General features: G+C 69.8%; 25 protein-coding genes. 8 read left to right on the forward strand and 17 right to left on the reverse strand.

The features are described 5' to 3' along the window. Window positions 1–39: 39 nt before the first annotated feature. From ARC20_RS09845 to ARC20_RS09860, 4 genes are read left to right on the forward strand one after another with little or no spacing between them, the layout of a single operon-like run. Entirely contained in the window at window positions 40–531 is a 492-nt protein-coding gene (locus tag ARC20_RS09845) for a TPM domain-containing protein (RefSeq protein WP_057646611.1), read from the forward strand. A 43-nt stretch (window positions 532–574) separates the two neighbouring features. Next, a complete protein-coding gene (lgt, locus tag ARC20_RS09850; RefSeq protein WP_057646612.1) occupies window positions 575–1,459 on the forward strand; it encodes a prolipoprotein diacylglyceryl transferase in 885 nt (294 codons plus the stop codon). Next, window positions 1,456–2,250, forward strand: a complete 795-nt coding sequence (locus ARC20_RS09855; protein ID WP_057646613.1) for a thymidylate synthase — start codon at window positions 1,456–1,458, stop codon at window positions 2,248–2,250. Before lgt ends, ARC20_RS09855 begins: the two co-directional genes overlap by 4 nt. After that, window positions 2,250–2,765, forward strand: coding sequence for a dihydrofolate reductase (locus ARC20_RS09860; protein WP_057646614.1), 516 nt, complete (start codon window positions 2,250–2,252; stop codon window positions 2,763–2,765). Before ARC20_RS09855 ends, ARC20_RS09860 begins: the two co-directional genes overlap by 1 nt. 212 nt (window positions 2,766–2,977) lie before the next feature. Here the strand turns inward: ARC20_RS09860 and ARC20_RS09865 are convergent, their stop codons facing one another. The 9 genes from ARC20_RS09865 to ARC20_RS09905 all read right to left on the reverse strand — a co-directional run bounded on the left by ARC20_RS09865 (window position 2,978) and on the right by ARC20_RS09905 (window position 12,243). Beyond that, window positions 2,978–3,946 carry a symmetrical bis(5'-nucleosyl)-tetraphosphatase gene (locus tag ARC20_RS09865; protein WP_057646615.1) on the reverse strand — a complete coding sequence of 323 codons (969 nt, stop codon included), beginning with the start codon at window positions 3,944–3,946 and terminating at the stop codon, window positions 2,978–2,980. A gap of 10 nt (window positions 3,947–3,956) precedes the next feature. After that, window positions 3,957–4,340 carry a Co2+/Mg2+ efflux protein ApaG gene (gene apaG, locus ARC20_RS09870; protein WP_057646634.1) on the reverse strand — a complete coding sequence of 128 codons (384 nt, stop codon included), beginning with the start codon at window positions 4,338–4,340 and terminating at the stop codon, window positions 3,957–3,959. Between the two features lie 34 nt (window positions 4,341–4,374). Further along, entirely contained in the window at window positions 4,375–5,187 is an 813-nt protein-coding gene (rsmA, locus tag ARC20_RS09875; protein WP_057646616.1) for a 16S rRNA (adenine(1518)-N(6)/adenine(1519)-N(6))-dimethyltransferase RsmA, read from the reverse strand. A gap of 55 nt (window positions 5,188–5,242) precedes the next feature. Next, window positions 5,243–6,232 carry a 4-hydroxythreonine-4-phosphate dehydrogenase PdxA gene (pdxA, locus tag ARC20_RS09880; RefSeq protein ID WP_057646617.1) on the reverse strand — a complete coding sequence of 330 codons (990 nt, stop codon included), beginning with the start codon at window positions 6,230–6,232 and terminating at the stop codon, window positions 5,243–5,245. A gap of 3 nt (window positions 6,233–6,235) precedes the next feature. Further along, window positions 6,236–7,621 carry a peptidylprolyl isomerase gene (locus ARC20_RS09885; protein WP_057646618.1) on the reverse strand — a complete coding sequence of 462 codons (1,386 nt, stop codon included), beginning with the start codon at window positions 7,619–7,621 and terminating at the stop codon, window positions 6,236–6,238. Then, window positions 7,618–10,005, reverse strand: coding sequence for an LPS-assembly protein LptD (lptD, locus tag ARC20_RS09890; RefSeq protein ID WP_081418133.1), 2,388 nt, complete (start codon window positions 10,003–10,005; stop codon window positions 7,618–7,620). The genes ARC20_RS09885 and lptD overlap by 4 nt, the downstream gene beginning before the upstream one ends. Window positions 10,006–10,136: 131 nt before the next feature. After that, complete coding sequence (locus tag ARC20_RS09895) at window positions 10,137–11,045, reverse strand: histone deacetylase family protein (RefSeq protein ID WP_057646636.1); 909 nt, start codon at window positions 11,043–11,045, stop codon at window positions 10,137–10,139. A gap of 42 nt (window positions 11,046–11,087) precedes the next feature. Beyond that, a complete protein-coding gene (locus ARC20_RS09900; protein WP_057646638.1) occupies window positions 11,088–11,648 on the reverse strand; it encodes a cob(I)yrinic acid a,c-diamide adenosyltransferase in 561 nt (186 codons plus the stop codon). Between the two features lie 13 nt (window positions 11,649–11,661). Then, on the reverse strand, window positions 11,662–12,243 hold the full coding sequence (locus ARC20_RS09905) for a hypothetical protein (RefSeq protein WP_057646620.1): 582 nt from the start codon (window positions 12,241–12,243) through the stop codon (window positions 11,662–11,664). Window positions 12,244–12,348: 105 nt separating this feature from the next. On the opposite strand from ARC20_RS09905, the gene ubiH reads away from it, so the two are divergent. From ubiH to ARC20_RS09920, 3 genes are read left to right on the forward strand one after another with little or no spacing between them, the layout of a single operon-like run. After that, window positions 12,349–13,557: a 2-octaprenyl-6-methoxyphenyl hydroxylase gene (ubiH, locus tag ARC20_RS09910; protein ID WP_057646621.1), complete on the forward strand. Its 1,209-nt coding sequence runs from the start codon at window positions 12,349–12,351 to the stop codon at window positions 13,555–13,557. After that, on the forward strand, window positions 13,554–14,741 hold the full coding sequence (locus ARC20_RS09915) for a UbiH/UbiF family hydroxylase (RefSeq protein ID WP_057646640.1): 1,188 nt from the start codon (window positions 13,554–13,556) through the stop codon (window positions 14,739–14,741). The genes ubiH and ARC20_RS09915 overlap by 4 nt, the downstream gene beginning before the upstream one ends. Before the next feature lie 49 nt (window positions 14,742–14,790). Further along, window positions 14,791–15,900 (forward strand): Gfo/Idh/MocA family protein, encoded by a 1,110-nt coding sequence (locus ARC20_RS09920; RefSeq protein ID WP_057646622.1) that lies wholly within the window; start codon window positions 14,791–14,793, stop codon window positions 15,898–15,900. Window positions 15,901–15,907: 7 nt separating this feature from the next. On the opposite strand, the gene ARC20_RS09925 is transcribed toward ARC20_RS09920, so the two are convergent. From ARC20_RS09925 to ARC20_RS09955, 7 genes are all read right to left on the reverse strand, one after another. Beyond that, window positions 15,908–16,624: a hypothetical protein gene (locus tag ARC20_RS09925; protein ID WP_057646623.1), complete on the reverse strand. Its 717-nt coding sequence runs from the start codon at window positions 16,622–16,624 to the stop codon at window positions 15,908–15,910. Window positions 16,625–16,727: 103 nt separating this feature from the next. After that, window positions 16,728–17,636, reverse strand: coding sequence for an SMP-30/gluconolactonase/LRE family protein (locus tag ARC20_RS09930; protein WP_057646624.1), 909 nt, complete (start codon window positions 17,634–17,636; stop codon window positions 16,728–16,730). A gap of 24 nt (window positions 17,637–17,660) precedes the next feature. Further along, window positions 17,661–18,719: a 23S rRNA (cytidine(2498)-2'-O)-methyltransferase RlmM gene (gene rlmM, locus ARC20_RS09935; RefSeq protein WP_057646626.1), complete on the reverse strand. Its 1,059-nt coding sequence runs from the start codon at window positions 18,717–18,719 to the stop codon at window positions 17,661–17,663. A 9-nt stretch (window positions 18,720–18,728) separates the two neighbouring features. Beyond that, entirely contained in the window at window positions 18,729–19,289 is a 561-nt protein-coding gene (locus ARC20_RS09940) for a nucleoside deaminase (RefSeq protein ID WP_057646627.1), read from the reverse strand. Further along, window positions 19,289–19,672: a hypothetical protein gene (locus tag ARC20_RS09945; protein WP_057646629.1), complete on the reverse strand. Its 384-nt coding sequence runs from the start codon at window positions 19,670–19,672 to the stop codon at window positions 19,289–19,291. The genes ARC20_RS09940 and ARC20_RS09945 overlap by 1 nt, the downstream gene beginning before the upstream one ends. 59 nt (window positions 19,673–19,731) lie before the next feature. Beyond that, complete coding sequence (locus tag ARC20_RS09950) at window positions 19,732–20,694, reverse strand: DMT family transporter (RefSeq protein ID WP_057646630.1); 963 nt, start codon at window positions 20,692–20,694, stop codon at window positions 19,732–19,734. 43 nt (window positions 20,695–20,737) lie between these two features. Continuing rightward, window positions 20,738–21,475, reverse strand: coding sequence for a helix-turn-helix transcriptional regulator (locus ARC20_RS09955; protein WP_057646632.1), 738 nt, complete (start codon window positions 21,473–21,475; stop codon window positions 20,738–20,740). Window positions 21,476–21,744: 269 nt separating this feature from the next. Between ARC20_RS09955 and ARC20_RS09960 the strand changes: the two genes are divergently transcribed. Then, window positions 21,745–22,533 (forward strand): Abi family protein, encoded by a 789-nt coding sequence (locus tag ARC20_RS09960; protein ID WP_108143348.1) that lies wholly within the window; start codon window positions 21,745–21,747, stop codon window positions 22,531–22,533. Here the strand turns inward: ARC20_RS09960 and ARC20_RS09965 are convergent. After that, a complete protein-coding gene (locus tag ARC20_RS09965) occupies window positions 22,446–24,182 on the reverse strand; it encodes a glutamine--tRNA ligase/YqeY domain fusion protein (RefSeq protein WP_081418135.1) in 1,737 nt (578 codons plus the stop codon). The two genes, ARC20_RS09960 and ARC20_RS09965, sit on opposite strands and share 88 nt — an antisense overlap. Window positions 24,183–24,220: the final 38 nt, after the last annotated feature.

Genomic DNA, 24,220 nt, shown 5'->3' on the forward strand with positions numbered 1-24,220 from the left:
CGGTTCTTCCGGAGGCGGTGGCGCCTCGGGGAGCTGGTGATGCGCTGGCTCCGTCATCTGTTCGCGCCCTCGGCCCGCCGGCTGTTCCCGCCGGCCTCGCTGGACGCCATCACCCAGGCCATCGCGCAGGGCGAAACACGCCATGCCGGGCAGGTGATGTTCGCGGTGGAGGCCGACCTGGGCCTGGGCGCCCTGTGGAACGGCGTGACCGCGCGCCAGCGCGCGGAGACGGCGTTCGCCCAGCTGCGCACCTGGGATACCCATGCCAACAACGGCGTGCTGGTGTACCTGCTGCTGGCCGACCACGCCATCGAGATCGTCGCCGACCGCGGCCTGCACGGGAAGGTATCCGCGGCGCAGTGGCAGGAAGTGTGCCGGCGCATGCAGGCCCTGCTGCAGGCGCGCGACCCGGAGCGCGCGGTCATCGGCGCGCTGGATGCGGTCGCCATGCTGATCGCCGAGCATTATCCCGCCGTGCCAGGCCAGCCCAACGCGGACGAACTGCCGAACCGTCCGCAGGTCCTCGGCTAGACCCGCGTGGCAGAATAGCGGCTCGTTCCAACCGGGCCGCGCCGTGATCTATCTCCACCACATCGACCCCATCGCCTTTTCCCTCGGCCCGGTGCAGGTGCACTGGTATGGGTTGATGTACCTGCTGGCCTTCTTCTCCGCCTGGGGCCTGGGCCGCCTGCGCATCCGCGCCGGCCGCCTGCCGGGCGTGGACATGAACGGCTTTTCGGACCTGCTGTTCTACGCGATGCTCGGCGTGGTGATCGGCGGTCGTGTCGGCTACATGCTGTTCTATGCCTTCGATGCCTTCCTGGCCAACCCGCTGATCCTGTTCAAGGTGTGGGAAGGCGGCATGAGCTTCCATGGCGGCCTGCTCGGCGTGCTGGCCGGTTGCCTGTGGTGGGTGCGGCGTCAGAAGCTGCACTTCTTCGACGTGATGGACTTCGTCGCCCCGCTGGTGCCGCTGGGCCTGGGTTTCGGCCGGCTGGGCAACTACATCGGCGGTGAGTTGTGGGGCAAGTACACCGGCAGCGACTGGGGCGTGATCTTCCCGCGTGCCGAGCAGGCGCTGCAGAACCTGCCGTGGGACCAGGTGCAGGCGCAGTACGCCAGTGGCGCGCTCAACGCGCTCGCGCGTCATCCCTCGCAGCTGTACGAAGGGTTCCTGGAGGGCGTGGTGATGTTCGCCGTGCTGTGGCTGTATTCGGCCAAGCCGCGTGCGCGTTATGCGGTCTCGGGCCTGTTCGCGCTGATGTACGGCGTCTTCCGCTTCCTGATCGAATTCGTGCGCATGCCCGACAACGGCATCTACGTCGCCTTCGGCTGGCTGACCCGCGGCCAGATCCTCAGCCTGCCGCTGATCGCGCTGGGCCTGTGGCTGCTGTGGCTGTCGCGGCGCGCGCCGGTCCTGCAGCCAGCCCCGGTGGTCGCCACGGAGAAGACCGCATGAAGCAGTACCTGGACCTGTTGCGGCACGTGCTGGAGAACGGCGCGGAGAAATCCGACCGCACCGGGACCGGTACGCGCAGCGTCTTCGGCTGGCAGATGCGCTTCGACCTCAACGAAGGCTTCCCGCTGGTCACCACGAAGAAGCTGCACCTGCGCTCGATCGTCCATGAGCTGCTGTGGTTCCTGCAGGGCGACACGAATGTCGCCTACCTGAAGGACAACAAGGTCAGCATCTGGGACGAATGGGCCGATGAGAACGGCGAACTCGGCCCGGTCTACGGCAAGCAGTGGCGCCGCTGGCCGGACGGCAAGGGTGGCCACATCGACCAGATGCAGTGGCTGGTGGACGAGATCAAGCGCAACCCGGACTCGCGCCGGCTGGTGATCAGCGCCTGGAACGTCGCCGAACTGCCGCAGATGGCGCTGATGCCGTGCCACAGCCTGTTCCAGTTCTATGTGGTGGACGGCAAGCTCAGCTGCCAGCTCTACCAGCGCAGCGGCGACATCTTCCTCGGCGTGCCGTTCAACATCGCCAGCTACGCCTTGCTGACCCACATGGTGGCGCAGGCCACCGGCCTGGGCGTGGGTGATTTCGTCCACACCCTGGGCGACGCGCACCTGTACTCGAACCATTACGAACAGGCGCGCGAACAGCTCACCCGCAGCCCGCGCGCGCTGCCCAGGCTGCGCCTCAACCCGGAAGTCACCGACCTGTTTGGCTTCCGCTACGAGGACATCGCCATCGAAGACTACGACCCGCATCCGGCGATCAAGGCGCCGGTGGCCGTCTGATGGCGACCGCCGGACCCCGCATCAGCCTGGTGGCCGCGCTCGACCGCCGCCACGCCATCGGCCGCGACAACGCCCTCGCGTGGCACCTGCCGGATGACCTGAAGCACTTCAAGGCCGTCACCCTCGGCAAGCCGGTGCTGATGGGCCGCCGCACCGCCGAGTCGCTGGGCCGCGCGCTCCCGGGCCGCGCGAACCTGGTGATGACGCGAAAGGGCAGCGCCCCTTTCGACGGCATGCGCCCGGTCGCCACCATTGAACAAGCACTCGCGGCCACCGCCGAACTCGAAGCGGGTGAGCTGTGCATCATCGGGGGCGGCGAGATCTACCGCGAATGGCTGCCGCTGGCCGACATCCTGCAGCTCACCGAAGTGGACACCGCCATTGAAGGCGCGGACGCCTGGTTCCCCGAATGGGACAGAACCCAGTGGCATGAAGTCCAGCGCACGACGCATCCGGCGGACGACCGCCACGCCTTCGCTTTCGACTTCGTCGAATACCAGCGCAAGGGCGCCTGATCGCCAGCACACGCGCTTTTGCCGTTCGATCAGCCACATTGACCCATCGGGTGACCGGGGCGCGGGCCTGATCGGGACCGTAGGCGACATGGATGTCGCCTACGAGCCTCCATGGATGGATTCACGGCGTGTCCCGATCAGGCCTGCGCCCTGGTCGCCGCGCGGCAAACGTTGCAGCGAGGGAGCGTTCCCGAGAAACGCCCCAGCGAGATTCACTCCTGCTCAGCCCCAGACTCGGAAGAACCCCCAGCCTGCGGCTTCTGCCCACCTTGCCCAGGCGGCCGCCCACCGCGTCGATGCGGATGCTGCCGTTGCCCCTCGCGCGGCGGTCGCGGCGCACGCGGAATCGGCGGCGGCCCTTCGACCTCGCGCCCCGGCACCTGCACCACGCGCAGCTCCTCGGCATCCAGCTGCAGCGCGGTGAGCTTCCCGCCCCACACCGCGCCGGTATCGATCGCATGCACGCCCTGGGTGATCGTCAGCCCGAGCGTGGACCAGTGCCCGCACACGATCTTCAGATCGCGTTCCACCCGGCCCGGCACTTCGAACCACGGATACAGCCCTTGCGCCTGCGTCCCCGGCGTTCCCTTGTCTTCGTTGGCGATGCGCCCGCGCGGCGTGCAGTAACGCATGCGCGTCAGCAGGTTGATGATCGCCCGGCTGCGGTCGTGCCCGCTCAGCCCCGGCGACCAGCTCGGCCGATCGCCATACATGTTGCGCAGCAGCTTGCGGTACGCATTGCCCTGCAACTGCTGCTCCACCTCGCGCGCATGCTTCTCGGCCAGCTGCGTCGTCCACTTCGGCGCCAGGCCGGCATGCACCATCATCCAGCCCAGCTCGCGATCGGCATGCACCAGCTTCTGCATCCGCAGCCAGTCCAGCAGCACATCGCGATCTTCCGCCTGCACCACCCGCAGCAGGTCCGGATTGACCTTGCGCTGCTCCTCTTCCGAACGCGCACCCACCGCCAGCAGCGACAGGTCATGGTTGCCCAGCACCACCACGCTGCGCTCGCGCAGCGAATGCACCAGCCGCAGCGTCTCCAGCGACTGCCCACCGCGGTTCACCAGGTCGCCGCAGAACCACAGCCGGTCCACCGCCGGGTCGAAGCGGATCTTCTCCAGCAACCGCTGGGTCACGTCGTAACAGCCTTGCAGGTCGCCGATCGCCCATACGCTCATGCCCGGGCCCTCAGTGCAGCGTCCGGGGCGTCGCCAGCACGAAGGCGGCGATCGGCGCGGTGAAGGCGGTGCCGTCGTCGGCCACCAGGTCGTAATGGCCCTGCATCTGGCCGTCCTCGGTATCGATCAGCACCGCCGAGGTGTAGCGGAAATCCTTGCCGGGCCGCAGCCACGGCTGCTCGCCGACCACCCCTTCGCCATCCACGTGTTCGATGCGGCCATTGCCATGGTCGATTTCCCAATGGCGCGCCAGCAGGCGCGCCCCGATGTCGCCGGTATTGAGGATGCGGATGTCGTAGGCGAATGCATAACGCCCGCGCTCGGCGGCGCTGGGGTCATCGACGAATCGCGGCCTGACCTCGACCTGGATCTGGTAGCGCGGGGCGGCGGACATGGAGCCAGTGTATTCAAAGCGGATCTGCGTCACGTCAATCCACCACCACGTTCGCCAGCCGGATGAAATCGGCCACTTCCAGCTGCTCGGCACGGGCCTCGGCGCGCACGCCGGCGGCCTCGAAGTGGCGCGCGTCGCAGACGCCGTTCAAGGCGTTGCGCAGCGTCTTGCGGCGCTGCCCGAAGGCCGCGCGCACCACGTCGGCGAAGCGCTTGCGGTCGTCGATGCCCACGTCGGCGGCCGGCCGCGGCACCAGCCGGGCCACGGCCGAATCCACCTTCGGCGGCGGGCGGAACGCGCCCGGCGGCACCACGAACAACGAGGTGACCTCGCACCAGGCCTGCAGCATCACGCTCAGGCGGCCGTAGACCTTGCTGCCCGGCGCGGCGGCCATGCGGTCGACCACTTCCTTCTGCAGCATGAAATGCATGTCGGCGATCGCGCCGGCATGGTCCAGCGCATGGAACAGGATCGGCGAGGAGATGTTGTAGGGCAGGTTGCCGACCAGGCGGATCGGCGTGCCGGCGGCCAGTTCGGTGAAGTCCACCGACAGCACGTCGCGGTGGATGATGGTCAGTGGGCCGATCGGCGCGGCGGCGTCGGTGAGCGGGGCGATCAGGTCGCGGTCGAACTCGATCACGGTAAGCTCGCCATGGCGGCGCAGCAGCGGCAGGGTGATCGCGCCCTGGCCGGGGCCGATCTCCACCAGCCGCTGGCCCGGCTTGGGATCCACGGCCTGGACGATGCGGTCGATGTAGTGGCGGTCGGCCAGGAAGTGCTGGCCCAGCGATTTCTTCGCCGGGGCGCTGAAGCCGGTCGCCGGCGGGGGGGGAAGCGGACGGGTCATGAGGAAATTCTAGAGGTTACGGCGTGACTTGCGACGGAATTCCGCCGCGGCGGCCTTACGCGGCGCGTGTCGGTCCGCGGGCGGCGGCCAGCCGTGCGCACAGCGCGGTGGCGGCCTGCAGGCTGGACGGGTCGGCGATGCCGCGGCCGGCCAGGTCCAGCGCGGTGCCATGGTCCACGGCCACGCGGGGGTAGGGCAGGCCCAGGGTGATGTTCACCGCCTGCTCGAACCCGCTGTACTTGAGCACCGGCAGGCCCTGGTCGTGGTACATCGCCACCACCGCGTCGAAGCCGCGCAGCTTCTGCGGCAGGAACGCGGTATCGGCCGGCAGCGGCCCGACCAGGTCCATGCCGCGCGCGCGCAGCGCGTCCAGGGCCGGGATCATCACGTCCAGCTCCTCGCGGCCGAGGTGGCCATCCTCGCCGGCGTGCGGGTTCAAGCCCAGCACGGCGATGCGCGGCGCGGCCAGGCCGAAGTCGCGGCGCAGGGCGGCTGCGGTGATCTCCAGGCAGCGGGTCAGGGCCGGGGCGGTGATCGCGTCGGCCACCGCGCGCAGCGGCAGGTGGGTGGTGACCAGCGCCACGCGCACGATGTCGTTGGCCAGCATCATCACCACGTCGGTGCCGGCCTGCTGCGCGAGCAGCTCGGTGGTGCCGCTGTAGGCGATGCCGCCTTCGTTGATGACCGCCTTGTGCACCGGACCGGTGACGATGCCGTCCAGTCGCCCGTCCAGGCAGGCGGCCGCGCCTTGGTGGAGGGCGGCGATCACGGCGGCGGCGTTGGCGGGGTCGGTCTGGCCGGGATGGGCCGGGTGCGCGAGCGGTACCGGCTGCACGGCGAGATCGCCGGGGCGTTCGGCGACGGCGTCAGGCGGCAGTGCGCGGAACGGCAGGCCCAGCGCGGTGGCGGCCTGGGCGAGGGTGTCGGGGTCGCAGAAGGCGAGCAGCCGGCAATCAGTGCGTGGCTGCTGGACGAGCCGGACGCACAGTTCCGGCCCGATCCCCGCCGGCTCGCCCGGTACCAGCGCGAGGGCGGGAAGGTGCATGACTCAGTTGCCCGGCGCCGGGGTCGGCGGCGTGGGCGCGGTGCCCGGGGCCGGCTGGGCGGTGGCGCTGTCGTCGGCGCGGTCGCCGGTACGGAAGCTCACGTAGGCTTCGCCACGCATTTCCTGCAGGAAGCGGTTGTACTCGTCTTCCAGCTTGCGGCGGCCGATGGTCTCGCGGACCTGGGCGCGCTGGTTCTCGTTGCCGACGTCCGTCTCGCGACGGCCCACCAGCTGCACGACGTGCCAGCCGGCTTCGGTGCGGAACGGCTGCGACAGGCCGCCGTCATTGAGCGTGGTCACCTGGCGGCCGAAGTCCGGGCCGAAGGCGTCGGCCGGGAACCAGCCCAGGTCGCCGCCCTGGCCACGGCTGTTGGCGTCCTCGGAGGACTCCTTGGCCACGGCCTGGAAGTCGGCGCCGCCTTCGATGCGGGCGCGCAGGGTGTCGATCTTGGCCTTGGCGGCCGCGTCGCTCTGGCTCTCGTTGACGCGCACCAGGATGTGGCGGGCGTGGTACTCGGTCGCCATCTGCGAGGAGGCGTTGCCGCTGCCGGTGCGCACTTCGACCAGCTTCAGCAGCTGGAAGCCGCTGGGGCCGCGCAGCGGGCCGACCACCTGGCCGGGCTGCATGTCCTTGATCAGCTGGGCGAACGCGTTGGGGATTTCATCGGCCGCGCGCCAGCCCAGGTCGCCGCCTTCCAGCGCGTTGGGGCTGTCGGAGTAGCGCACCGCGGCGGCGGAGAAGTCCAGCTCGCCCTTGTCGATCAGGCTCTTCACGCCGTCGATCTTCTGCTGGCCAGTGGCGATCTGCGCGGCGGTCGCGCCTTCCGGCACGCCGACCAGGATGTGGGCCAGGTGGTACTGGGTACCGTTGCCGGCCTGCTGGGCCATGGCGGCGTCCACTTCGCCCTCGCTCACCGAGATGCGGCTCTGCGCGAAGCTCTGGCGCAGGCGCTGGACGGTGATTTCCTCGCGCACCGAGCGGCGGAAGTCCCCGTAGGACAGGCCGTCGGCGGCCAGCTTCTGGCGCAGGCCGTCCACGCTGGTGCCGTTCTGCTGGGCGATGCTGGCGATGGCGCGGTTCAGTTCGTCGTCGCTGACCTTGATGCCGCTGCCTTCGGCGCGCGACACCTGCAGCTTGACCAGCACCAGGCGTTCGAGCACCTGGCGCTGCAGGACGTCGGCCGGCGGCAGCTGGTTCTCGCGGCCGGCGTACTGGCTGCGCACGTTGATCACGGCGCGGTCCAGCTCGCTCTGCAGGATCACGTCCTCATCGACGATGGCCGCGATGCGGTCCAGCGGCTGGGGGGCGTCCTGGGCGGCGGCGGAAGGCGGAAGGGCACTGGCCACGACCAGCAGCGAAGCGAGGAAAGCAGGAATGAGTCTGGTCATGGAATCTGGTTCGGATCGTAATCGTCCGGATTGGTCGTGGTGTTGCTGGGCGGGACCAGATACAGGTCGTCGCGGTAATAACCGAGAATAGCACGGCGCAAAGTGCGCTCTGTGTCCTGTCCTGCCGAGCCGAGGCCCTTGAGGACAAACTCCAGCTGGAAGGAGTTGTTCATCTCGCCCTCGCGGTTGCGCACGTAGCGGCGGGCCAGCGCCCGCACGGCCAGGCAGCAGCTGTCCCACTGCACGCCGCCGATGATTTCCAGCGGCTTGCGGTCCAGCAGCGAGTAGTAGTATCGGCCGACCACGCTCCAGGTGGGGTTGATCGGGTACAGGAAGGAGAAGTCGGCCTGCTTGAGCTGGTCGGTGTTGTCGGTGGTGTTGCGGCGGTACCGGTAGGACAGGTTGATGATGCCGTCGTTGGACAGCAGGTAGCGCGTGCGGAAGCTGGCCAGGTCTTCCTGGCGGTAGTTCGGGTTCCACTGGTAGGTCGCGCCGAGCGTCCAGCGGTCGTTGATCATGTAGTTGACGTCGGTCACCCAGGCCGACTTGCCCTGCTCGACCGGCGGCTCGCTGCTGTTGAGCGTGACGCGCGAATCCTCGAAGTACAGGATCTGGCCCAGGCTCACCGAGAGCTTCTCGCGGCCGTCGGACTGGCGCAGCAGGCGGCTGGTGACCGCCACGGTCAGCTGGTTGGCGTCGTTCTGGCGGTCGGCGCCGGTGTAGCGGCTGTCGCGGAACAGCTGGCCCCAGCTGAAGGTGAAGGCGCGGGTGTCGAACAGCGGCAGGTCGTCCTGGTCCCGGTACGGGGTGTACAGGTAGTACAGCCGCGGCTCGAGGGTGTTGAGGTAGGACGTGCCGCCGATGTTGACGTCGCGGTCGAAGAACAGGCCCGCGTCCAGGCTGGCGATCGGCAGGCCGCGGGTCGGCGTGCGGTCGCCGTCGCCGCCGGTGGCGCGCAGCTGCTCGGCCAGTTCGCGGTCCAGCTGGTAGGCGGTGTAGCGGTAGGCCAGGGTCGGGGTGACGTACCAGGCCGCGCCGGCCAGCGGCATCGACACGTAGGGCTTGAGGTCCAGGCGCGAACCGCCGGCCTGGTCGATCACCTCGCCGGTGCGTTCGTACTCGCCGTCCGCGTTGATGAACTTCGGGTGGATGTCGTCGTGGACGAAGCGCACGGCCTCGGTGTAGATGCCCACGTCGAACAGGCCGAACGGCCGGTCCCAGTTGAAGTACACCCGCGGCTGGCGGTTGTAGGGCAGCGAGCTTTCGGTGAGCGTGTAGTCGGTGAGCTGCCAGTAGTCGGCCATCACGCCGGCGGTCCAGAACTCGCCGGTGCCGTAGACGCCGGCCACGCTCTGCAGGTTGGACACGCTCACGCCGTTGAGGCGGCTGGAGAAATCCTCGGTGTAGCGCTCGTCGCTCACCCAGGCCAGGTTGGCGCGGGCCTGCCAGTGGGCGTCGATGTTGTGGTAGCCCGTGTATTCGACGCGGCCGCGATCCTTGTCGCGCAGCTTGTCGTTGGGCAGGTAGGCCGTGCGCAGTTCGCCGCGGCCACCGTCGTAGAGGTAGCGGAACTCGTTGTCGAGCATGAAGCCGCGCTTGCTCATGTAGCGCGGGTACAAGGTGTCGTCGTAGTTCGGCGCCAGGTTGAGGTAGATCGGCTGGGTGTAATCGAAGCCGTTGCGGCCGGAGATCGCCAGCTGCGGGTACAGCAGGCCGGTCTGGCGGCGGTCGTCGATCGGGAACTTGAACCACGGCATGTACAGCACCGGCACCCGGCCGATCTGCAGCACGGCGTTGCGCGCGGTGCCGAAGCCTTCCTCGTTGTCGACGTCGATCTCCGGGGCGCGCACCTTCCAGATCGGCTGCGAGGGGTCGCAGGTCGTATAGGTGGAGTGGTGCATCTGCCCGACCGAGCCCTGCAGGTCCACCGACTGCGCGCCGCCGTTGCCGCGGCGGTCCACCAGCTGGTAGCGGATGTTGCTGACCTTGTGGGTGTCGGTTTCCTGGTTGCCCTCGGCGCGGTCGGCGACCATGCGGAAGGAGGAGTCCTGGTAGCGCACGTCGCCCTCGGCCACGTAATTGCCCGTGTCGGTGTCCATCCGCAGCGTGTCCGCGTGCAGGAACTGGTCACCGCGCTTGAGGGTCACGTTGCCCTGGTACTGCGGGAGGGTGGCGGTGCCGGAAAGCTGGTCGCCCTCGACATCGGTGGGCAGTTGCTGGCGGTTGGCGGCGGCGGCCTTGTCGGCCGGCGGGGCCTCATCGAAGCCCGGAAGGGGCTCCACGGCCGGGCACAGGTCCCAGTTCAACGGCTTTTCGTCGGCCATCGCCGGCAGGCAGATGGCGATGCTCAGGGGCAGGGGAAGCAGGCGAAGAGCTCGGCGCACGCGGGGGGAATCGACGTGGAAAACGGCCGCTAGCTTGCCCCATAGGCTGCATGGGGGCAATGAAGGCCGGGACCGGGGCGCCGGCCGGATTCATCGGCGGGCAGGCTGGCCGGCCCCGCTGGCGCGGCCGTTCAACGCAGCGCGGCGACGTGGGCCACGCTGCTTTCGCGCAGTGCCTGCAGGTCGTAGCCGCCCTCCAGCATCGACACGATGCGGCCCTGGGCATGGCGCACGGCGAGCTTGCGCAGCTCGGCGGTGAGCCAGCCGAAATCCTCCGCTTCGAGCATCAGGTCGGCCTGCGGGTCGCGCATGTGGGCGTCGAAACCGGCCGAGACCAGCACCAGCTGCGGGCGGAAGGCCTCGAGCAGCGGCAGCATCTGGTCGGCCCAGGTGTTGCGGAAACGGAAGCCGCCACTGCCCGGCGGCAGCAGGGCGTTGTGGATGTTGCCGACGCCGCGTTCGTACACGCTGCCCGAGTGCGGGTAGATGCCCGACTCGTGGGTACTCAGGTACTGCACGGCCGGGTCGCGCTCGAAGATCGCCTGGGTGCCGTTGCCGTGGTGGACGTCGAAGTCGACGATCGCCACGCGTTCCAGCCCGTGCTTGTCGCGGGCATGCGCGGCGGCCACGGCGATGTTGTTGAAGAGGCAGAAGCCCATCGCGGTCTGCGCGGTGGCGTGGTGGCCCGGCGGGCGGACCGCGCAGAAGGCGGTCTGGGCGTGGCCGGCCATCACCGCGTCCACCGCCGCGATCCCCGCGCCGGCCGCGCGCAGCGCCGCCGCCGCCGAGCCGGCCGACATCACCGTGTCGACGTCGAGCATGCGGTGGCCTTCGACCGGCTGTTCGAGCACCGAGTCGATCAGCTCGCGCTCGTGCACGCGGCACAGGTCGCCGAGCTTGGCCGGGGGCGCCTCGCGCCATTCCAGGTCGTCGAACGCCTCGCGCAGCGCCGACACCACCACGTCCAGGCGGGCGGGCGATTCGGGATGGTCGGGGCCGGGGTCGTGGCCCAGGCAGGCGGGATGGGTGAAGACCAGCATGCCGGCCACTCTAGCCTGTCCGGCCGGTGCGACGCGGCGGCATCAGGCCTGCCGGCGATGCTGGTGTTGCCAGATCACCTCGCCATGGCCGGCGGCGCGCGCCAGCATGCGGGCCAGCACGAACAGCAGGTCCGAGAGACGGTTGAGGTAGCCGATGGCCTCCGCGCGCACGGCTTCCTGCCGCGACAGCGCCACCGTGGCGCGCTCGGCGCGGCGCACGATGGTGCGGGCCAGGTGGCAGCGCGCGGCCGCCTCGCCGCCGGCCGGCAGGATGAAATCCTTCAATGGCGGCAGCGCCTCGTTGTAGGCGTCCAGGCGTTCTTCCAGCCACGCGACGTCTTCGGCCGCGATGGCCGCGTGGCCCGGGATGCACAGCTCGCCGCCGAGGTCGAACAGCTGGTGCTGGATCGCCGTCAGCAGCTGCGCCACGTCTTCGGGCAGGCCCGGCGCGGCGAGCAACAGGCCGATGGCCGAATTGGCCTCGTCCACCGTGCCGTAGGCTTCCACGCGCGGCGCGTCCTTGCCGGTGCGGCTGCCGTCGCCCAGGCCGGTGCTGCCGTCATCGCCGGTGCGGGTATAGATCTTCGACAGCCGGTGGCCCATGCCGCAGCCGCCTTCAGTGCGCGGCCACGCGCGGGCCGACGCGGCGCGCGACGGCGCGCACGCCGGCATCCACCAGCACCGCGGCGCCGACATACAGCACGCTGGTGCGCAGGTAGGGCGGGAACCAATCGAGGTAGTTCTTCAGCCAGCCGGCCAGGCTCGGGTCGACCACGCTGCGGCTGGACCAATAGAAAGCGCCCTGGGCGATCAGGTGGCACAGCGCCACCGACACCACCAGCACCACCGCCCCGCGCCCGAGCATCACCCAGGCCTTCTGCCGGGGCAGGCCCTGCAGCCATGCGCCACCGGTCCACAGGGTGAGGTAGGCCGGCACCAGCGCGATGTAACCCGGCGAGACGCAGTAGTGCTGCCAGAACTGCAGGCCCTGCGCGGAGATCACCAGCCAGTCGATCACCACCGCCAGCGCCATCAGCAGCGGGAAAGCCCAGCGCGTCCACGCGCGCAGGTAGAAGCCGCCGAGGAAGAACACCGCCCACGAGGCATCGGGCACCGCGGCGAAATGGTTGACCCGCGTGGCGGCCATCCACAGCGCGAGCAGGAGCAGGATGAAAGCGCGCTGGCTGCGGTCGTTCATGGGGTTTCCGGAGGGAGCCGAAGGTGGCTCCGGCGATTCTAAGGCTTCCCCGCCCGCGCCGGCATGGGTCGCCTGCGCACCGGGGCGGGCACTATCATGCGGGGCATGAGCCAGATACATGACGTCGTGATCGTCGGCGGCGGCCTGGTCGGTGCCAGCCTGGCGATCGCCCTGGACCGCCTCGGCCTGGACGTGGGCCTGGTGGAGGCCACCGCCCCCGGCACGCTGCCGGCGGTGTTCGACCAGCGCAACCTGAGTTTCGCCGCCGCCACCGTCAACGCGCTGACCGCGCTGGGCGTGATGGCGCAGCTGCGCCAGCCGGGCGGCCCGATCCGCCGCATCCATGTCAGCCGCCAGGGCGATTTCGGCCGCGTGCTGCTCGAAGCCGCCGACTACGGCCGCGACAGCTTCGGCCAGGTGGTGGTCGCGCGCGATTTCGGCGAGGCGCTGGAACAGCGCCTGGGCCAGGCGACGCGGTTGACCCGCTATCGGCCGGCGCGCTTCATCGGCACCGGCGCCGTGCAGGACGGCCTGCGCCCGGCGCGCATCGCCACCGCGGACGGCGAGATCGAACTGCGCGCGCGCCTGCTGGTGGGCGCCGATGGCACCCGCAGCGCGGTGCGCGAGCTGCTGCACATCGGCACCGACGAACACGATTTCCTGCAGACGCTGTTCGTCGCCCGCTTGCGCACGCAACGCGCGCCGGATGGCACTGCCTACGAACGCCTGCGCGACAGCGGCCCTACCGCGCTGCTGCCACGGGGCGACCGCCATTACGGCGTGGTCCACGGCGTGGCCCGCGCCGAGGCCGACGCGGTCGCCGCGCTGGACGAAGCCGCCTGGCTGGCCCGCCTGCAGGACGCCGCGGGCTGGCGCGCCGGGCGCCTGCTTTCCAGCGGCGAACGCAGCGCCTACCCGATCGTGCAGGTGCTGGCGCAGCAGCTGGTCGCCGAGCGCGTGGTGTTGCTGGGCAACGCCGCGCAGACGGTGCATCCGCTCGGTGCGCAGGGTTTCAACCTGGGCCTGCGCGATGCGTTGACGCTGGCCGAACTGATCGAAGCCGGCCGCGAGGATCCCGGCGCGGGCGACTTGTTGTCCGCCTACGTGGCGCGGCGTCGCCCGGACCGCGAACAGACCATCGGCTTCTCCGGCGGGCTGGCGCGCCTGACCGCGCAATCCTCGCCGCTGCTGCGGCCGCTGCGCAGCCTGGGCCTGCTGGCCGCCGCGCGGCATACGCCATTGCAGTCGATGCTGGTGGGTGGCGCGATGGGTTTCCGTGGCGACGTGCCGCAGCTGTGCCGGAGCGCGTCGTGAGCCGGCGGGGGGGCGTGGATGTCGCGGTGACCGGCGGCGGTGTCGTCGGCGTGGCGTGTGCGTTGGCGCTGGCCGAGGCGGGTTTGTCGGTCGCGCTGATCGAGGGCCGCGCGCCGCCGCATTGGCAGGCCGCGCGCCCGGACCTGCGGGTCTATGCGTTCGCCGCGGACAATGCCGCACTGCTCGACCGCCTCGGCGTGTGGCCGCAGATACGCGCCGCGCGCGCCCAGCCGTACCGGCGCATGCGCGTGTGGGACGCGGCCGGTGGCGGCGAGCTGACGTTCGATGCGGATGCCTTCGGGCGCGAGCAATTGGGCTGGATCGTGGAGAACGACCTGCTCGTGGATCGCCTGTGGGCCGCCTTGCCCGGCGCCGGCGTGCAACTGCATTGCCCGGCGCGCCTGGAGGCACTGGAGCAGGACGAGCGCGGCGTGCGCCTGCGCCTGGATGACGGCACCCGCGTGGATGCCGCGCTGGCGATCGCCGCGGATGGCGCGGAATCCACCCTGCGCACGCTCGCCGGCATGCCGGTGACGCGGCAGGACTACGGCCAGCGCGGGCTGGTCGCCTTCGTGCACACCACCCAGCCGCACCAGGACACCGCCTGGCAGCGCTTCCTGACCACCGGCCCGCTGGCGTTCCTGCCGTTCACCGAAGGCCGCAGTTCGATCGTGTGGACGCTGCCCGACGCCGAAGCCGCACGTCTGCTCGAAGTGGACGAGGCTACCTTCGAACGCGAGCTGGCCAACGCCTTCGCCGGCCGCCTGGGCGAAGTGCGCCTGGCCTCGCCGCGCGCGGCCTTCCCGCTGCGCCGCCAACTGGTGGGGCAGTACGTCGCCGGCCGCGTGCTGGCATTGGGCGACGCCGCGCATGTCGTGCATCCGCTGGCCGGGCAGGGCGTGAACCTGGGCCTGCGCGATGTCGCCGCGCTGCAGGCCATGGTGCTGGACGCGCGCCAGCGCCGCGCCGATTTCGCCGCCCCGCATCGCCTGCGCCGCTGGGCGCGCACGCGGCGCAGCGAAAACACCGTGGCGGCCTACAGTTTCGATGCGATCAACCAGGTGTTCTCCAACGACGAGATGCACCTGACCCTGGCCCGCGGTTTCGCGCTGGGCGCCGCCGGGCGGCTGCCGCCGCTGGTGGACCTGTTGTGGCGGCGTGCCGCCGGCATCGGGCCAGGCTGATCTGCCACTTTTCCCGCGGCCACCGGCCGTGCTCACCCCGGAGGACGTGATGAGCAGTAACCCGTGGTCCCGCAGGCAGGTACTCAAGGGCGCGCTTGGCGCGATGGCGGCATCGGCATGGCCGCTGGGCGCGCTCGCCGCCACGCCGCCGCGCAAGCCGCTCGGCGTGGCGCTGGTCGGTTTGGGCGGCTACAGCGAGGGGCGCCTGGCGCCGGCGCTGCAGCTGACCAAGCATTGCCGCCTGGCCGGCATCGTCACCGGCACGCCGGCCAAGGCGAAGGCCTGGCAGGCGCGCTACCAGCTGCCTGATCGCAACATCTACGACTACGACAACTTCGCCTCGATCGCCGACAACCCGGACATCGACGTGGTCTACGTCGTGCTGCCCAACAGCCTGCACGGCAAGTACACCATCGCCGCGGCCGAGGCCGGCAAGCATGTGTGGTGCGAGAAGCCGATGGCGATGAACGCCGCCGAGGCGCAGCGCATGATCGATGCGTGCAACCGCAACAAGGTGAAGCTGGCGATCGGCTACCGCATGCACCACGAGCCGAATACGCGCCGCATCATCTCCTGGGTGGACGAGAAGCCGTACGGGGCGATCCGCCGCGTGCGCGCCGAGGCCGGCTTCAGCGCCTTCGACGAGGACTCCCGGGGCAACTGGCGGCTGGACCCGGCGCGTGGCGGCGGCGCGATGTACGACATGGGCGTGTACGCGCTCAACGGCGCGCGCTACGCCACCGGCCTGGAACCGGTGGCGGTGAGTGCGCGGCATGAAACCCGCCGGCCGCAGATCTTCACCGGCGTGGACGAAACCACGCGCTTCACGCTGGAATTCCCCGGCGGCATCGTCGGCGACTGCGCCACCAGCTTCGGCATCAACATGAACCAGCTGCACGTGGACTGCGAGCGTGGCTGGTACGAGCTGGCGCCGTTCCAGAGCTATGACGGCATCAAGGGCCGCACCAGCGACGGCAAGGTGCTCGACGCCAGGGTGCAGCACCAGCAGGCGCTGCAGATGGACGAGGACGCGCTGGCGATCATGCAGGGCACGCCGCTGCGCGCGCCGGGCGAGGAAGGCCTGGCCGACATGCGGGTGATGGATGCGATCTTCGCTTCGGCGAAGGCGGGCGGGAAGAAGGTGACGATCGCGGGGTAACCCGCGCTCACACGAACGGGAACAACACCCGCAGCAACGCCTTCAAGCCACTTCCGGCGCCATCGGCCACGGCTTTGGCGCCGAGCCCGTTGAGCGCGCGGCGCACGTCTTCCCAGCGCAGCTTGGCGACATCCTTCTTCAGCAGGTCGGCCAGTTCCTCGCTGGCCGGCGCCATGTGGCGCAGCTGCTTCACCACCGCTTCCGGGTCTTCCTGCAGGTAGCCCCAGCGTTCGGCGATCTTCAGCAGCGTATCGAAGCGCACCGCCACCACTTCGCGGTTGCGCTCGTATACCGGCAGCGCGCCCACTTCCAGGATCGCCTGCTCGAACTGCTGCGCGTCGTCCGGATGTTCGATGCGCACGGCGATGAAGCCTTCCTTGCGGTTGCGTTCGCTGACGTGCTTGGCGCCGGCGTCGATGTTCGCTTCCGACAAGGCCGTGGCGACGATGCGCCGCAGTGCCGCCTCGCCTTCCTCCGGGACGAGCGCACGCCAGCGGGCATAGCCATCGCGCCGCAGCGATTTCACCTTGGCCGTGGTCACCCGCAGCCTCAGCGCCACCGCCGCGTTGGAATCGGCGCGCGAAATCGCCCCGTCGCGCTCCAACAGCACGAAGATCAGCAGCTCCAGGTCACGCTTGGTCAGCGACTGGAAGCCCTGCAACAGGGTCAGGCGGAGGAATTCCTCGCCGAACCCGGCCGCGTCATTGAGTTGGATCGTCTGCATGGCACACCCCCGTGCTAGGACGCCAGCATGGACCACGGCCGTTGCGCCAGATGAGACCCGGCGTGACCGCCATCCCCGCCGGGCACGCCGGCGGCTGAGCGGTTCAGTGGGCCGGCGCGGCCGCGGCGGGCGCCGGGGACGGATCGACGTAGAACGTCTCGATGGCGCCGCGGTCCTGCAAGGTCACGAAGACTTGGGCGCCGTCGAAGGTGATGTTGCTCGGCTTGCGGCCCTTCAACGGCACCGTGCGCAGCACCTCGCCGGCCGGCGAGAGGATGGCGACCTGCCCGCCGTCGTAGCGGGCGATGTAGAGGTTGCCGGCCGGGTCGCAGCGCATGCCGTCCAGGCCGAAATCCTCGAAGCGGTGCAGCAGGCGCTTGTTCTGCGGCTTGCCGTCGACCAGGTCGTAGACCCACACCGCGCGCTGGATGCTCTCGTTGAGGTACAGGCGCTTGCCGTCCGGGCTGACCTCGATGCCGTTGGTCGTGCCCATGTGGTCTTCCAGCAACTGCACCTGGCCATCCGGCGCCACGCGCCACAGGCGGCCGTTGGTGGTGTTCTCCCAGTCCGGGTCGCTGAGGTAGACGCTGCCGTCCGGGCCGAGGGTCAGGTCGTTCGGGCCGGTGGACTGCGGCAACTGGGCCAGCACGGTGATCGCGCCGCTCACCGGGTCGACCTTGAGCAGCTGCTTGCCGGCCTTGTCGGCCACGCGCATGGTCTTGTCGGCGGCGAAGCGGATGCCGTTGCCGACGCTGCCGGCCGGCAGCACCACGAACAGCTTGGCGTTGCCCTTGCCGGCTTCCGGCAGCACCCGGCCGATGGTGCCGTTGCGGCCGTAGTTGACGACGTACAGCGTGCCGTCCGGGCCGACCGCCGGGCCTTCGATGTCGGAGGTGAACACGCCATCGCCGACGTAGTCCCACGCCTGGTAGGTGGCGGGCGCCTTCTCGGCCAGCGCGGGCGCGGCGAAGGGGAGCAGCAGGCAGAGCGAGAGCGGACGGAGCAAGCGCATGGAATTCCCTTGGCGGATCCCGGCTCAGGCCGGGGTGGCGAATACGGTGATCTCTTCCCGATCGTGATACAGCTGCTTGGCCCGGATCAACAGGGGGCGGCCGGCGCGTTCCTGGAACAGGTCCAGGCACAGCCGGGTTTCGTCCCAGCGTTTCTTCATCGGCAGCTTGAGGTTGAAGATCGCATGCTTGCACCAGCCCTGGGCGATCCACTCGCCCATGCGCTCGGCCACGCGGCGCGGCTGTTCGACCATGTCGCAGACCATCCAGTCCAGCGGCTTCTCCGGTTTCCAGTGGAAACCGTCGGCGCGCAGGTGTTCCACCAGGCCGGTGTCGAGCACGTGCTCGCGCAGCGGACCGTTGTCCACGCTGGTGACGTGCAGGTGTTCGCGGGTGAGCACCCAGGTCCAGCCGCCGGGGGCGGCGCCGAGGTCGGCCGCGCGCATGCCGGGGCGCAGCAGGCGTTCGCGTTCTTCCGGGGTGAGCAGGGTCATCAGCGCTTCTTCCAGCTTCAGTGCCGAACGCGAGGGCGCGTCGGACAGCAGCTTCAGGCGCGGGATGCCCAGCGGCCACGGCGCGCTGTCGGCCGGGTCGGCCTGGGCGAGCAGCACGTGGTCGCCGTCGAGGAAGCACAGGTGCAGGCGCGGCAGGCGCGGCTGCGGTTTGTCGGTCAACAGGCCGGCCTTGCGCAGCGCCGGGCGCAACGCGTTGCCGAAGCTGCGCGCCAACCCGGCCAGCGGCTTGGCGGTGTCCGAATCGGGATGTTCCACCCACACGTCGCCGTAGCGCACGCGCTGTTCCGGCGGCAGTTCGGACAACGCCGCCAGCACCGGCGTGATGCGGTCGCGCGGGTCGATGCCGCGCAGTTCGGCCAGCAGCACGAGCTTCTGGCGGGCGAAGATCAGCGAACGCCACGGCAGCCGCGCCGACAACGCGGCGGGGTCTTCGCACACGAACAGCACGTAGGCCTCGTTGCGTTGCGTGCGCGCATAGCCGTGCAGGCCGGCGTGCGCGGCGCGTTCGGTCAGTTCGCCGGCCAGTTCCGGCTCGAAGCCGGGGCGGCAGTAGCAGAGCAGGCCGTTCATGGCGACACCTCAGTAATGGTCGCCACCGGTTTCCCCGTAGGCACGCAGCACCGCGCGCGCGTCGTCGCGATTCAGGTCGCGCACGACCTCGATGCCGCGGCGGTTGAGTTCGCCGATCCAGTCCGCCGGCAGCGGGCCTTCGTCGAATTCGGTCAGTTCCATCACGTCTTCGGCGCGCGCGCCGATCAGCAGGCGGTCGATGCCGGCCCAGATGGTGGCGCCGTAGCACTGGCAGCACGGCTGCGAGGAGGTGGCCAGGGTGATCGGCTTGAGCACGTCGTTCAGGCGCGGGGTCTGCAGGCGCTGCTGCGCCAGCATGTAGGCCATGTTCTCGGCATGCGCCAGCGAGGTGTTGTGCGGCACCACGCGGTTCACGCCCACCGCGATGACGCGGTCGTCCGGCCCGAACACCGCCGCGCCGAACGGGCCGCCGCTGCGTGCTTCGACGTTGAGCCGCGACAGTTCGATGGCCAGGGCCACCTTCATCGCATCGCCGGGATAGCGCTCGGCCAGGTCGACGTGTTCGTGGACCCAGGCGGGCAGGGTGAGGTGGACTTGCGCGTACAGCATCAGCGGACCGGTTCCGTGGATTCCATGGGGCGGCGCAGTGTATCGGCACTGGCCTGTTTCGCGCTGCACTGGCCTTCGACGCACTGGCAGCCGGTGATCTGCGGGGAGCCGCATACGCTCATGCGGCCACTGGCCTGGCATTGCGCCATCACCGCGGCCGGGTCGGTGGGGCTGTCCACGTTCACGCAGGCTGGCGCGGCGCCGCAGCAGTTGCCGACGTTCTTCACCGTGCAGTCGGCGTCGGTGCGGCAGCGCAGGTCCAGCGTGGGGGCTGGTGCGGCGTGGGCCTGCGGCGGCTTGGCGGGTTGGGGCGCGGGCTGGGCCGGCGAAGCACTGCAGGCGGCCATCAGCGTGGCGATGGCAAGGCAGAAGGCGAGGCGCATGGCGATATCCGGAAGGCCGGGATGCCGGCGATCTTAAGCCGGACGCCGGGAAGCGCCCGTTACGCCGGTTTCGCCCGCCGGTCGATATGGGCGGCCGTGCAGCCGTATACCCCGGCCAGCAGGCAGGCGATGGCCAGCGCTTCGAGCACGCTGGGCCAGCGCTGTTCCCACAGGAAGCCATAGAGCAGCGCGAACACCGTCTCGAACACGATCATCTGCCCGACCAGCGTGAGCGGCAGCAGGCGGCTGCTGCGGTTCCACAGCGCGTTGCCGATCACCGAGGCGAACAGCGCGATGACCACGGCGATGCCCCAGAAGCGCATCCAGTCCGCCGGCGCGTGCGCCACGCCGCCGATGAAGGCCGGCGCGGCACCCAGCAGGGCCAGCGCGCCGGTGACCACGCCGGTGAGCAGGGAGCCGTCCTGGCTGGAAATCTCCGGGCGGCGCGACAGCCAGCGTGCATTGCCTACCGAATATGCGGTCCAGGAGAGCAGGGCGCCGAACGCGCAGGCCAGCCCGGCCAGGCGCGTGGGCAGGTCGTGGGTGTCGTCATGGCCGCCGGCCAACGCCTGCGCGCCCACGAGTCCCACGCCGAGCACGCACAGCGCCAGCGGCCACGCCAGCGCGGACAGTCGCAACGCGCCCGCCGCGCGCGAGCCCACCAGCGTAACCGAGACCGGCAGCAGGCCGATGATCAGCGAGGCGGCCGCGCCACCGGCCCACTGCACCGCCGCGCCGAGCAGCACGTAGTAGAGCAGGTTGCCCAGCATGCTCAGGCGCGCCAGCGTCCACCAGTCGGCCGCGTGCATGGGCGCGATGGCGCGACGCCAGCGCGGCGCCAGCACCAGCAACGCGATCAAGCCGTAGGCGAGGTAGCGCGAGATCGACATCTGCAGCGGGGTGAAGTCGCGCAGCAGCTGCGGCGCGAGGAAGACCAGTCCCCACAGCGCGCCGGCGATCACGCCACTGGTGATGCCGGCGGCGAGCGGGTGGGCGGGGCGAGCGGGCGGGGTGTCGTGCATCGGCGCAGCATGCCGCCGTCGCACGCGGATTTCTTGGCCCGGGCTACTGCATCGCCCGCCGGGCGCGACGGAACGCAGCCGGTGTCTGGCCGGTGGCGCGGCGCATGGCGCGGGTCAGCGTGGTCTGGTCGGACCAGCCGCCTTCGACGGCCAGCGTGGCCAGGGGGGTGTCGGTCTGGGCCAGGGCCTCCATCACGCGGTGCAGGCGCAGCTCGGCCAGCCACGCCTGCGGGCTGGTATCGAGTTCGCGCTTGAACAGGGCGTGCAGGCGGCTGGGGCTGACGTGCAGTTCGGCGGCCATGCGCTCGACCGGCCACGCCGCGCCGGAGGACGCCTCGATCCGCTGCAGCAGGCGGCGCAGGCGCCCGCGCTCGGGCGCGTCGGGCGCGAGTTCCCGCAACAACAGCGGCAGGCAGTGCGCGCCCAGGACCGTCGGCAGCGTGCTGCCCTGGCGGCGCAGGGCGATGTAGTCCAGCAGCTGCCGGGTGGGCGTGGATATGCCGACGAACGGCTGCCGGGCGAGCCGCTCGCAGCCGGCCTCGCCGATGTCTTCCAGCGTGCAGTCGAGGATCAGGAAGCAGTTCGGGATGCTCGCGCCTTGCGTATGCGCGGTGCCCGGTGCGATGAAAGCGCCACGGTGCATGCCGACCTCGCCACCGCGACCGCCGACGTCCATCGGCATGCCGCCGAGGAGCGGCAGCACCACCTGTACGTGGTCGTGCGCGTGCGTGTACGCCTCGGGGGCGTAGCTGCGCAGGCTGAGGGTGGTGGAAAGCGTCATGCGGAGACGGCGCGGGGAAGTCCTGCGCATCTTAGGCCGCGTGCGCGCGTCATGTTGGATTTCGTCGAAAACAGATGACGAATCGCGCTGGACGCGACCTGTGAAGGTCTCCACGCTGGGCCGGCTTTCGCGCAATCGATCGGGCGCCAGGCAAGAGGCAAAAAATTACCCCGGCCGCGTGCCAGTGGCAGAGACGGTACCGGGGTTTACGGGAGCGACTCTATACCCGGGAGACGGGGGGGGCAACATCAAAGGAGCATGGATCAAGGATGGAACACGAAGCACTGGAACAGGCGTTCTCCCGCGAGCGTTTTGCCCGCTATCTCGCATGGGCCGGGCAGGACCGGGCGGCCGCGCTGGATCTGTATGCGTTGAACACCCGCGTCTCGGAATCGCTGTACACCCCGCTGCAAACGCTGGAAGTAGTGTTGCGCAACCGCATCCATTCGGTGCTGGTGGAACATTGCGGGCCGGATTGGTTCGAGCCGGCGGCCGGCATCGTGATCGGTTCCTACCAGGCGGAGCAGGTACAGGGCGCGATCGACGCACTGCGCAAGCAGGGCAAGGAAGTAACCGCAGGCGGCGTGGTATCGGGGCTGACCTTCAGCTTCTGGACCACGATGTTCCATAAGGACTACGAAGCGCTCTGGCAGCAGGCGCTGCATCGGATCGCCCACTCGGACGCGCCGCGCGGACTGAAGCGCAAGAGCTTCTCCGGCCCGCTCACGCAGGTACGCCTGCTGCGCAACCGGATTGCCCACCATGAGCCGGTCCTCGGCTGGGACCTGCGCAAGCACCACGCGCGGATGTTCGAAATGCTTGTATGGCTGTCACCGGCGGCAGCCGACTGGTGCGGCCAGCATGATCGCTTCGCGCAGGTGCATCGCGCGGCTACCGCGCCCGCCGCGGAAGCGTCCGCGAGGCCGTCCGGAACGCCTGCAAGCAGGCGCCCGGACCGCACCCTGGCGCTTTACGCGCCCCAGGTATCGCGCAGGGTCACGCTGCGGTTGAACACCGGCGCGGCGGCCGTGTGGTCGCGGCGGTCGGCGACGAAGTAACCCATGCGCTCGAACTGGAACGACTGCTCCGGCGCCGCCTGCGCCGCGGACGGCTCCAGGTAGCCGCGCACGCTGCGCTTGGAGTCCGGGTTCAGGTGGTCGCGGTAGGTCTTGCCCTCGGACTCGTCGTCCGGGTTCTCGACCGAGAACAGGCGGTCATACAGGCGGATCTCCGCCGGCACCGCGTGGCGCGCGCTGACCCAGTGGATGGTGCCCTTGATCTTGCGGTTGGCGCCTTCCATGCCCGGGCGTGATTCCGGATCCAGCCAGCCACGCAGCTCGACGATCTCGCCGGCCTCGTTCTTCACCACCTCGTCCACGCGCGCGATGCCCGCGCCGCGCAGGCGCACTTCGCCGCCCTGCACCAGGCGCTTCCAGCCCTTCGGCGGGACTTCGGCGAAATCCTCGCGCTCGATCCACACCTCGCGCGAGAACGGCACCTGGCGCGTGCCGAAGGATTCGTCCTTCGGATGGTTGGAGAATTCCAGCGTTTCCTCGTGGCCTTCGTCCAGGTTGGTGAGCACGAACTTGAGCGGATCGATCACCGCCATGCGGCGCGGCGCGCGCGCATCGAGATCCTCGCGCAGGCAGCCTTCCAGCACGGAGAAGTCGATCACCGAGTTCTGCTTGGAAATGCCCACGCGGTCCACCAGCAGGCGCAGCGCGGCCGGCGTGTAGCCGCGGCGGCGCAGGCCCTGCAGCGTGTACATGCGCGGATCGTCCCAGCCGTCCACCAGGTGCTCGGCGACGAGCTGGGTGAGCTTGCGCTTGCTCATCACGGTGTAGTTGATGTTCAGGCGCGAGAACTCGATCTGGCGCGGCTTGGCCGCTTCGCGCGGATAACCCTTGGCGACCATCGATTCGAGCAGCGATGCATCGCCAGCCAGGTCCACGTTGTCCACGCACCAGTCGTACAGCGGGCGGTGGTCTTCGAATTCCAGCGTGCACAGCGAATGGGTGATGCCTTCCACCGCGTCGCCCAGCGAATGCGCGAAGTCGTACATCGGGTAGATCGGCCACTCGGCGCCGGTGTTCTGGTGCTCGACGTGCTTGATGCGGTACAGCGCCGGATCGCGCAGGTTGATGTTGCCGCTGGCCATGTCGATCTTGGCGCGCAGCGTGCGCGCGCCGTCCGGGAACTCGCCGGCGCGCATGCGCGCGAACAGGTCCAGGTTCTCTTCCACGCTGCGGTCGCGGTAGGGCGAATTGCGGCCCGGCTCGGTGAGCGTGCCGCGGTACTCGCGCACCTGCTCGGCGGACAGGTCGCACACGAACGCCTTGCCTTCGCGGATCAGCTTCTGCGCGGCGCGGTAGTACACCTCGAAGTAGTCCGAGGCATGGCGCAGCGAGGCCCACTCGAAGCCCAGCCAGCGCACGTCGTCCTGGATGGCCTGGACGAACTCGGGATCTTCCTTGGCCGGGTTGGTGTCGTCGAAGCGCAGGTTGCACAGCCCGCCGAACTCGGCGGCGATGCCGAAGTCCAGGCAGATCGCCTTGGCGTGGCCGATGTGCAGGTAGCCGTTGGGCTCGGGCGGGAAGCGCGTGCGGATGGCGGCGTGCTTGCCGCTGGCGAGGTCCTCGCGGACGATCTGGCGGATGAAATCGCGCTTCTCGGGGGCGGCGGACTCGGGGGCCTGGCTCTTATACACATTTGACGATGCCGACGAATAGGATAGTGGAATGTCGG

Origin of the sequence: Stenotrophomonas panacihumi (assembly GCF_001431645.1) — a bacterium.
GTDB classification, from domain to species: domain Bacteria; phylum Pseudomonadota; class Gammaproteobacteria; order Xanthomonadales; family Xanthomonadaceae; genus Stenotrophomonas_A; species Stenotrophomonas_A panacihumi.

Bases quoted from the DNA above. Each gene is read 5' to 3' on its own strand.
- ARC20_RS09950 (WP_057646630.1), bottom strand. From the start codon at position 20,694: ATGCACGACACCCCGCCCGCTCGCCCCGCCCACCCGCTCGCCGCCGGC.
- ARC20_RS09905 (WP_057646620.1), bottom strand. From the start codon at position 12,243: ATGAACGACCGCAGCCAGCGCGCTTTCATCCTGCTCCTGCTCGCGCTG.
- ARC20_RS09930 (WP_057646624.1), bottom strand. From the start codon at position 17,636: ATGCGCTTGCTCCGTCCGCTCTCGCTCTGCCTGCTGCTCCCCTTCGCC.
- ARC20_RS09955 (WP_057646632.1), bottom strand. From the start codon at position 21,475: ATGACGCTTTCCACCACCCTCAGCCTGCGCAGCTACGCCCCCGAGGCG.
- ARC20_RS09845 (WP_057646611.1), top strand. From the start codon at position 40: ATGCGCTGGCTCCGTCATCTGTTCGCGCCCTCGGCCCGCCGGCTGTTC.
- apaG (WP_057646634.1), bottom strand. From the start codon at position 4,340: ATGTCCGCCGCCCCGCGCTACCAGATCCAGGTCGAGGTCAGGCCGCGA.
- rsmA (WP_057646616.1), bottom strand. From the start codon at position 5,187: ATGACCCGTCCGCTTCCCCCCCCGCCGGCGACCGGCTTCAGCGCCCCG.
- ubiH (WP_057646621.1), top strand. From the start codon at position 12,349: ATGAGCCAGATACATGACGTCGTGATCGTCGGCGGCGGCCTGGTCGGT.
- ARC20_RS09960 (WP_108143348.1), top strand. From the start codon at position 21,745: ATGGAACACGAAGCACTGGAACAGGCGTTCTCCCGCGAGCGTTTTGCC.
- pdxA (WP_057646617.1), bottom strand. From the start codon at position 6,232: ATGCACCTTCCCGCCCTCGCGCTGGTACCGGGCGAGCCGGCGGGGATC.
- rlmM (WP_057646626.1), bottom strand. From the start codon at position 18,719: ATGAACGGCCTGCTCTGCTACTGCCGCCCCGGCTTCGAGCCGGAACTG.
- ARC20_RS09860 (WP_057646614.1), top strand. From the start codon at position 2,250: ATGGCGACCGCCGGACCCCGCATCAGCCTGGTGGCCGCGCTCGACCGC.
- ARC20_RS09945 (WP_057646629.1), bottom strand. From the start codon at position 19,672: ATGCGCCTCGCCTTCTGCCTTGCCATCGCCACGCTGATGGCCGCCTGC.
- ARC20_RS09940 (WP_057646627.1), bottom strand. From the start codon at position 19,289: ATGCTGTACGCGCAAGTCCACCTCACCCTGCCCGCCTGGGTCCACGAA.
- ARC20_RS09885 (WP_057646618.1), bottom strand. From the start codon at position 7,621: ATGACCAGACTCATTCCTGCTTTCCTCGCTTCGCTGCTGGTCGTGGCC.
- ARC20_RS09855 (WP_057646613.1), top strand. From the start codon at position 1,456: ATGAAGCAGTACCTGGACCTGTTGCGGCACGTGCTGGAGAACGGCGCG.
- ARC20_RS09925 (WP_057646623.1), bottom strand. From the start codon at position 16,624: ATGCAGACGATCCAACTCAATGACGCGGCCGGGTTCGGCGAGGAATTC.
- ARC20_RS09920 (WP_057646622.1), top strand. From the start codon at position 14,791: ATGAGCAGTAACCCGTGGTCCCGCAGGCAGGTACTCAAGGGCGCGCTT.
- ARC20_RS09900 (WP_057646638.1), bottom strand. From the start codon at position 11,648: ATGGGCCACCGGCTGTCGAAGATCTATACCCGCACCGGCGATGACGGC.
- ARC20_RS09865 (WP_057646615.1), bottom strand. From the start codon at position 3,946: ATGAGCGTATGGGCGATCGGCGACCTGCAAGGCTGTTACGACGTGACC.
- ARC20_RS09895 (WP_057646636.1), bottom strand. From the start codon at position 11,045: ATGCTGGTCTTCACCCATCCCGCCTGCCTGGGCCACGACCCCGGCCCC.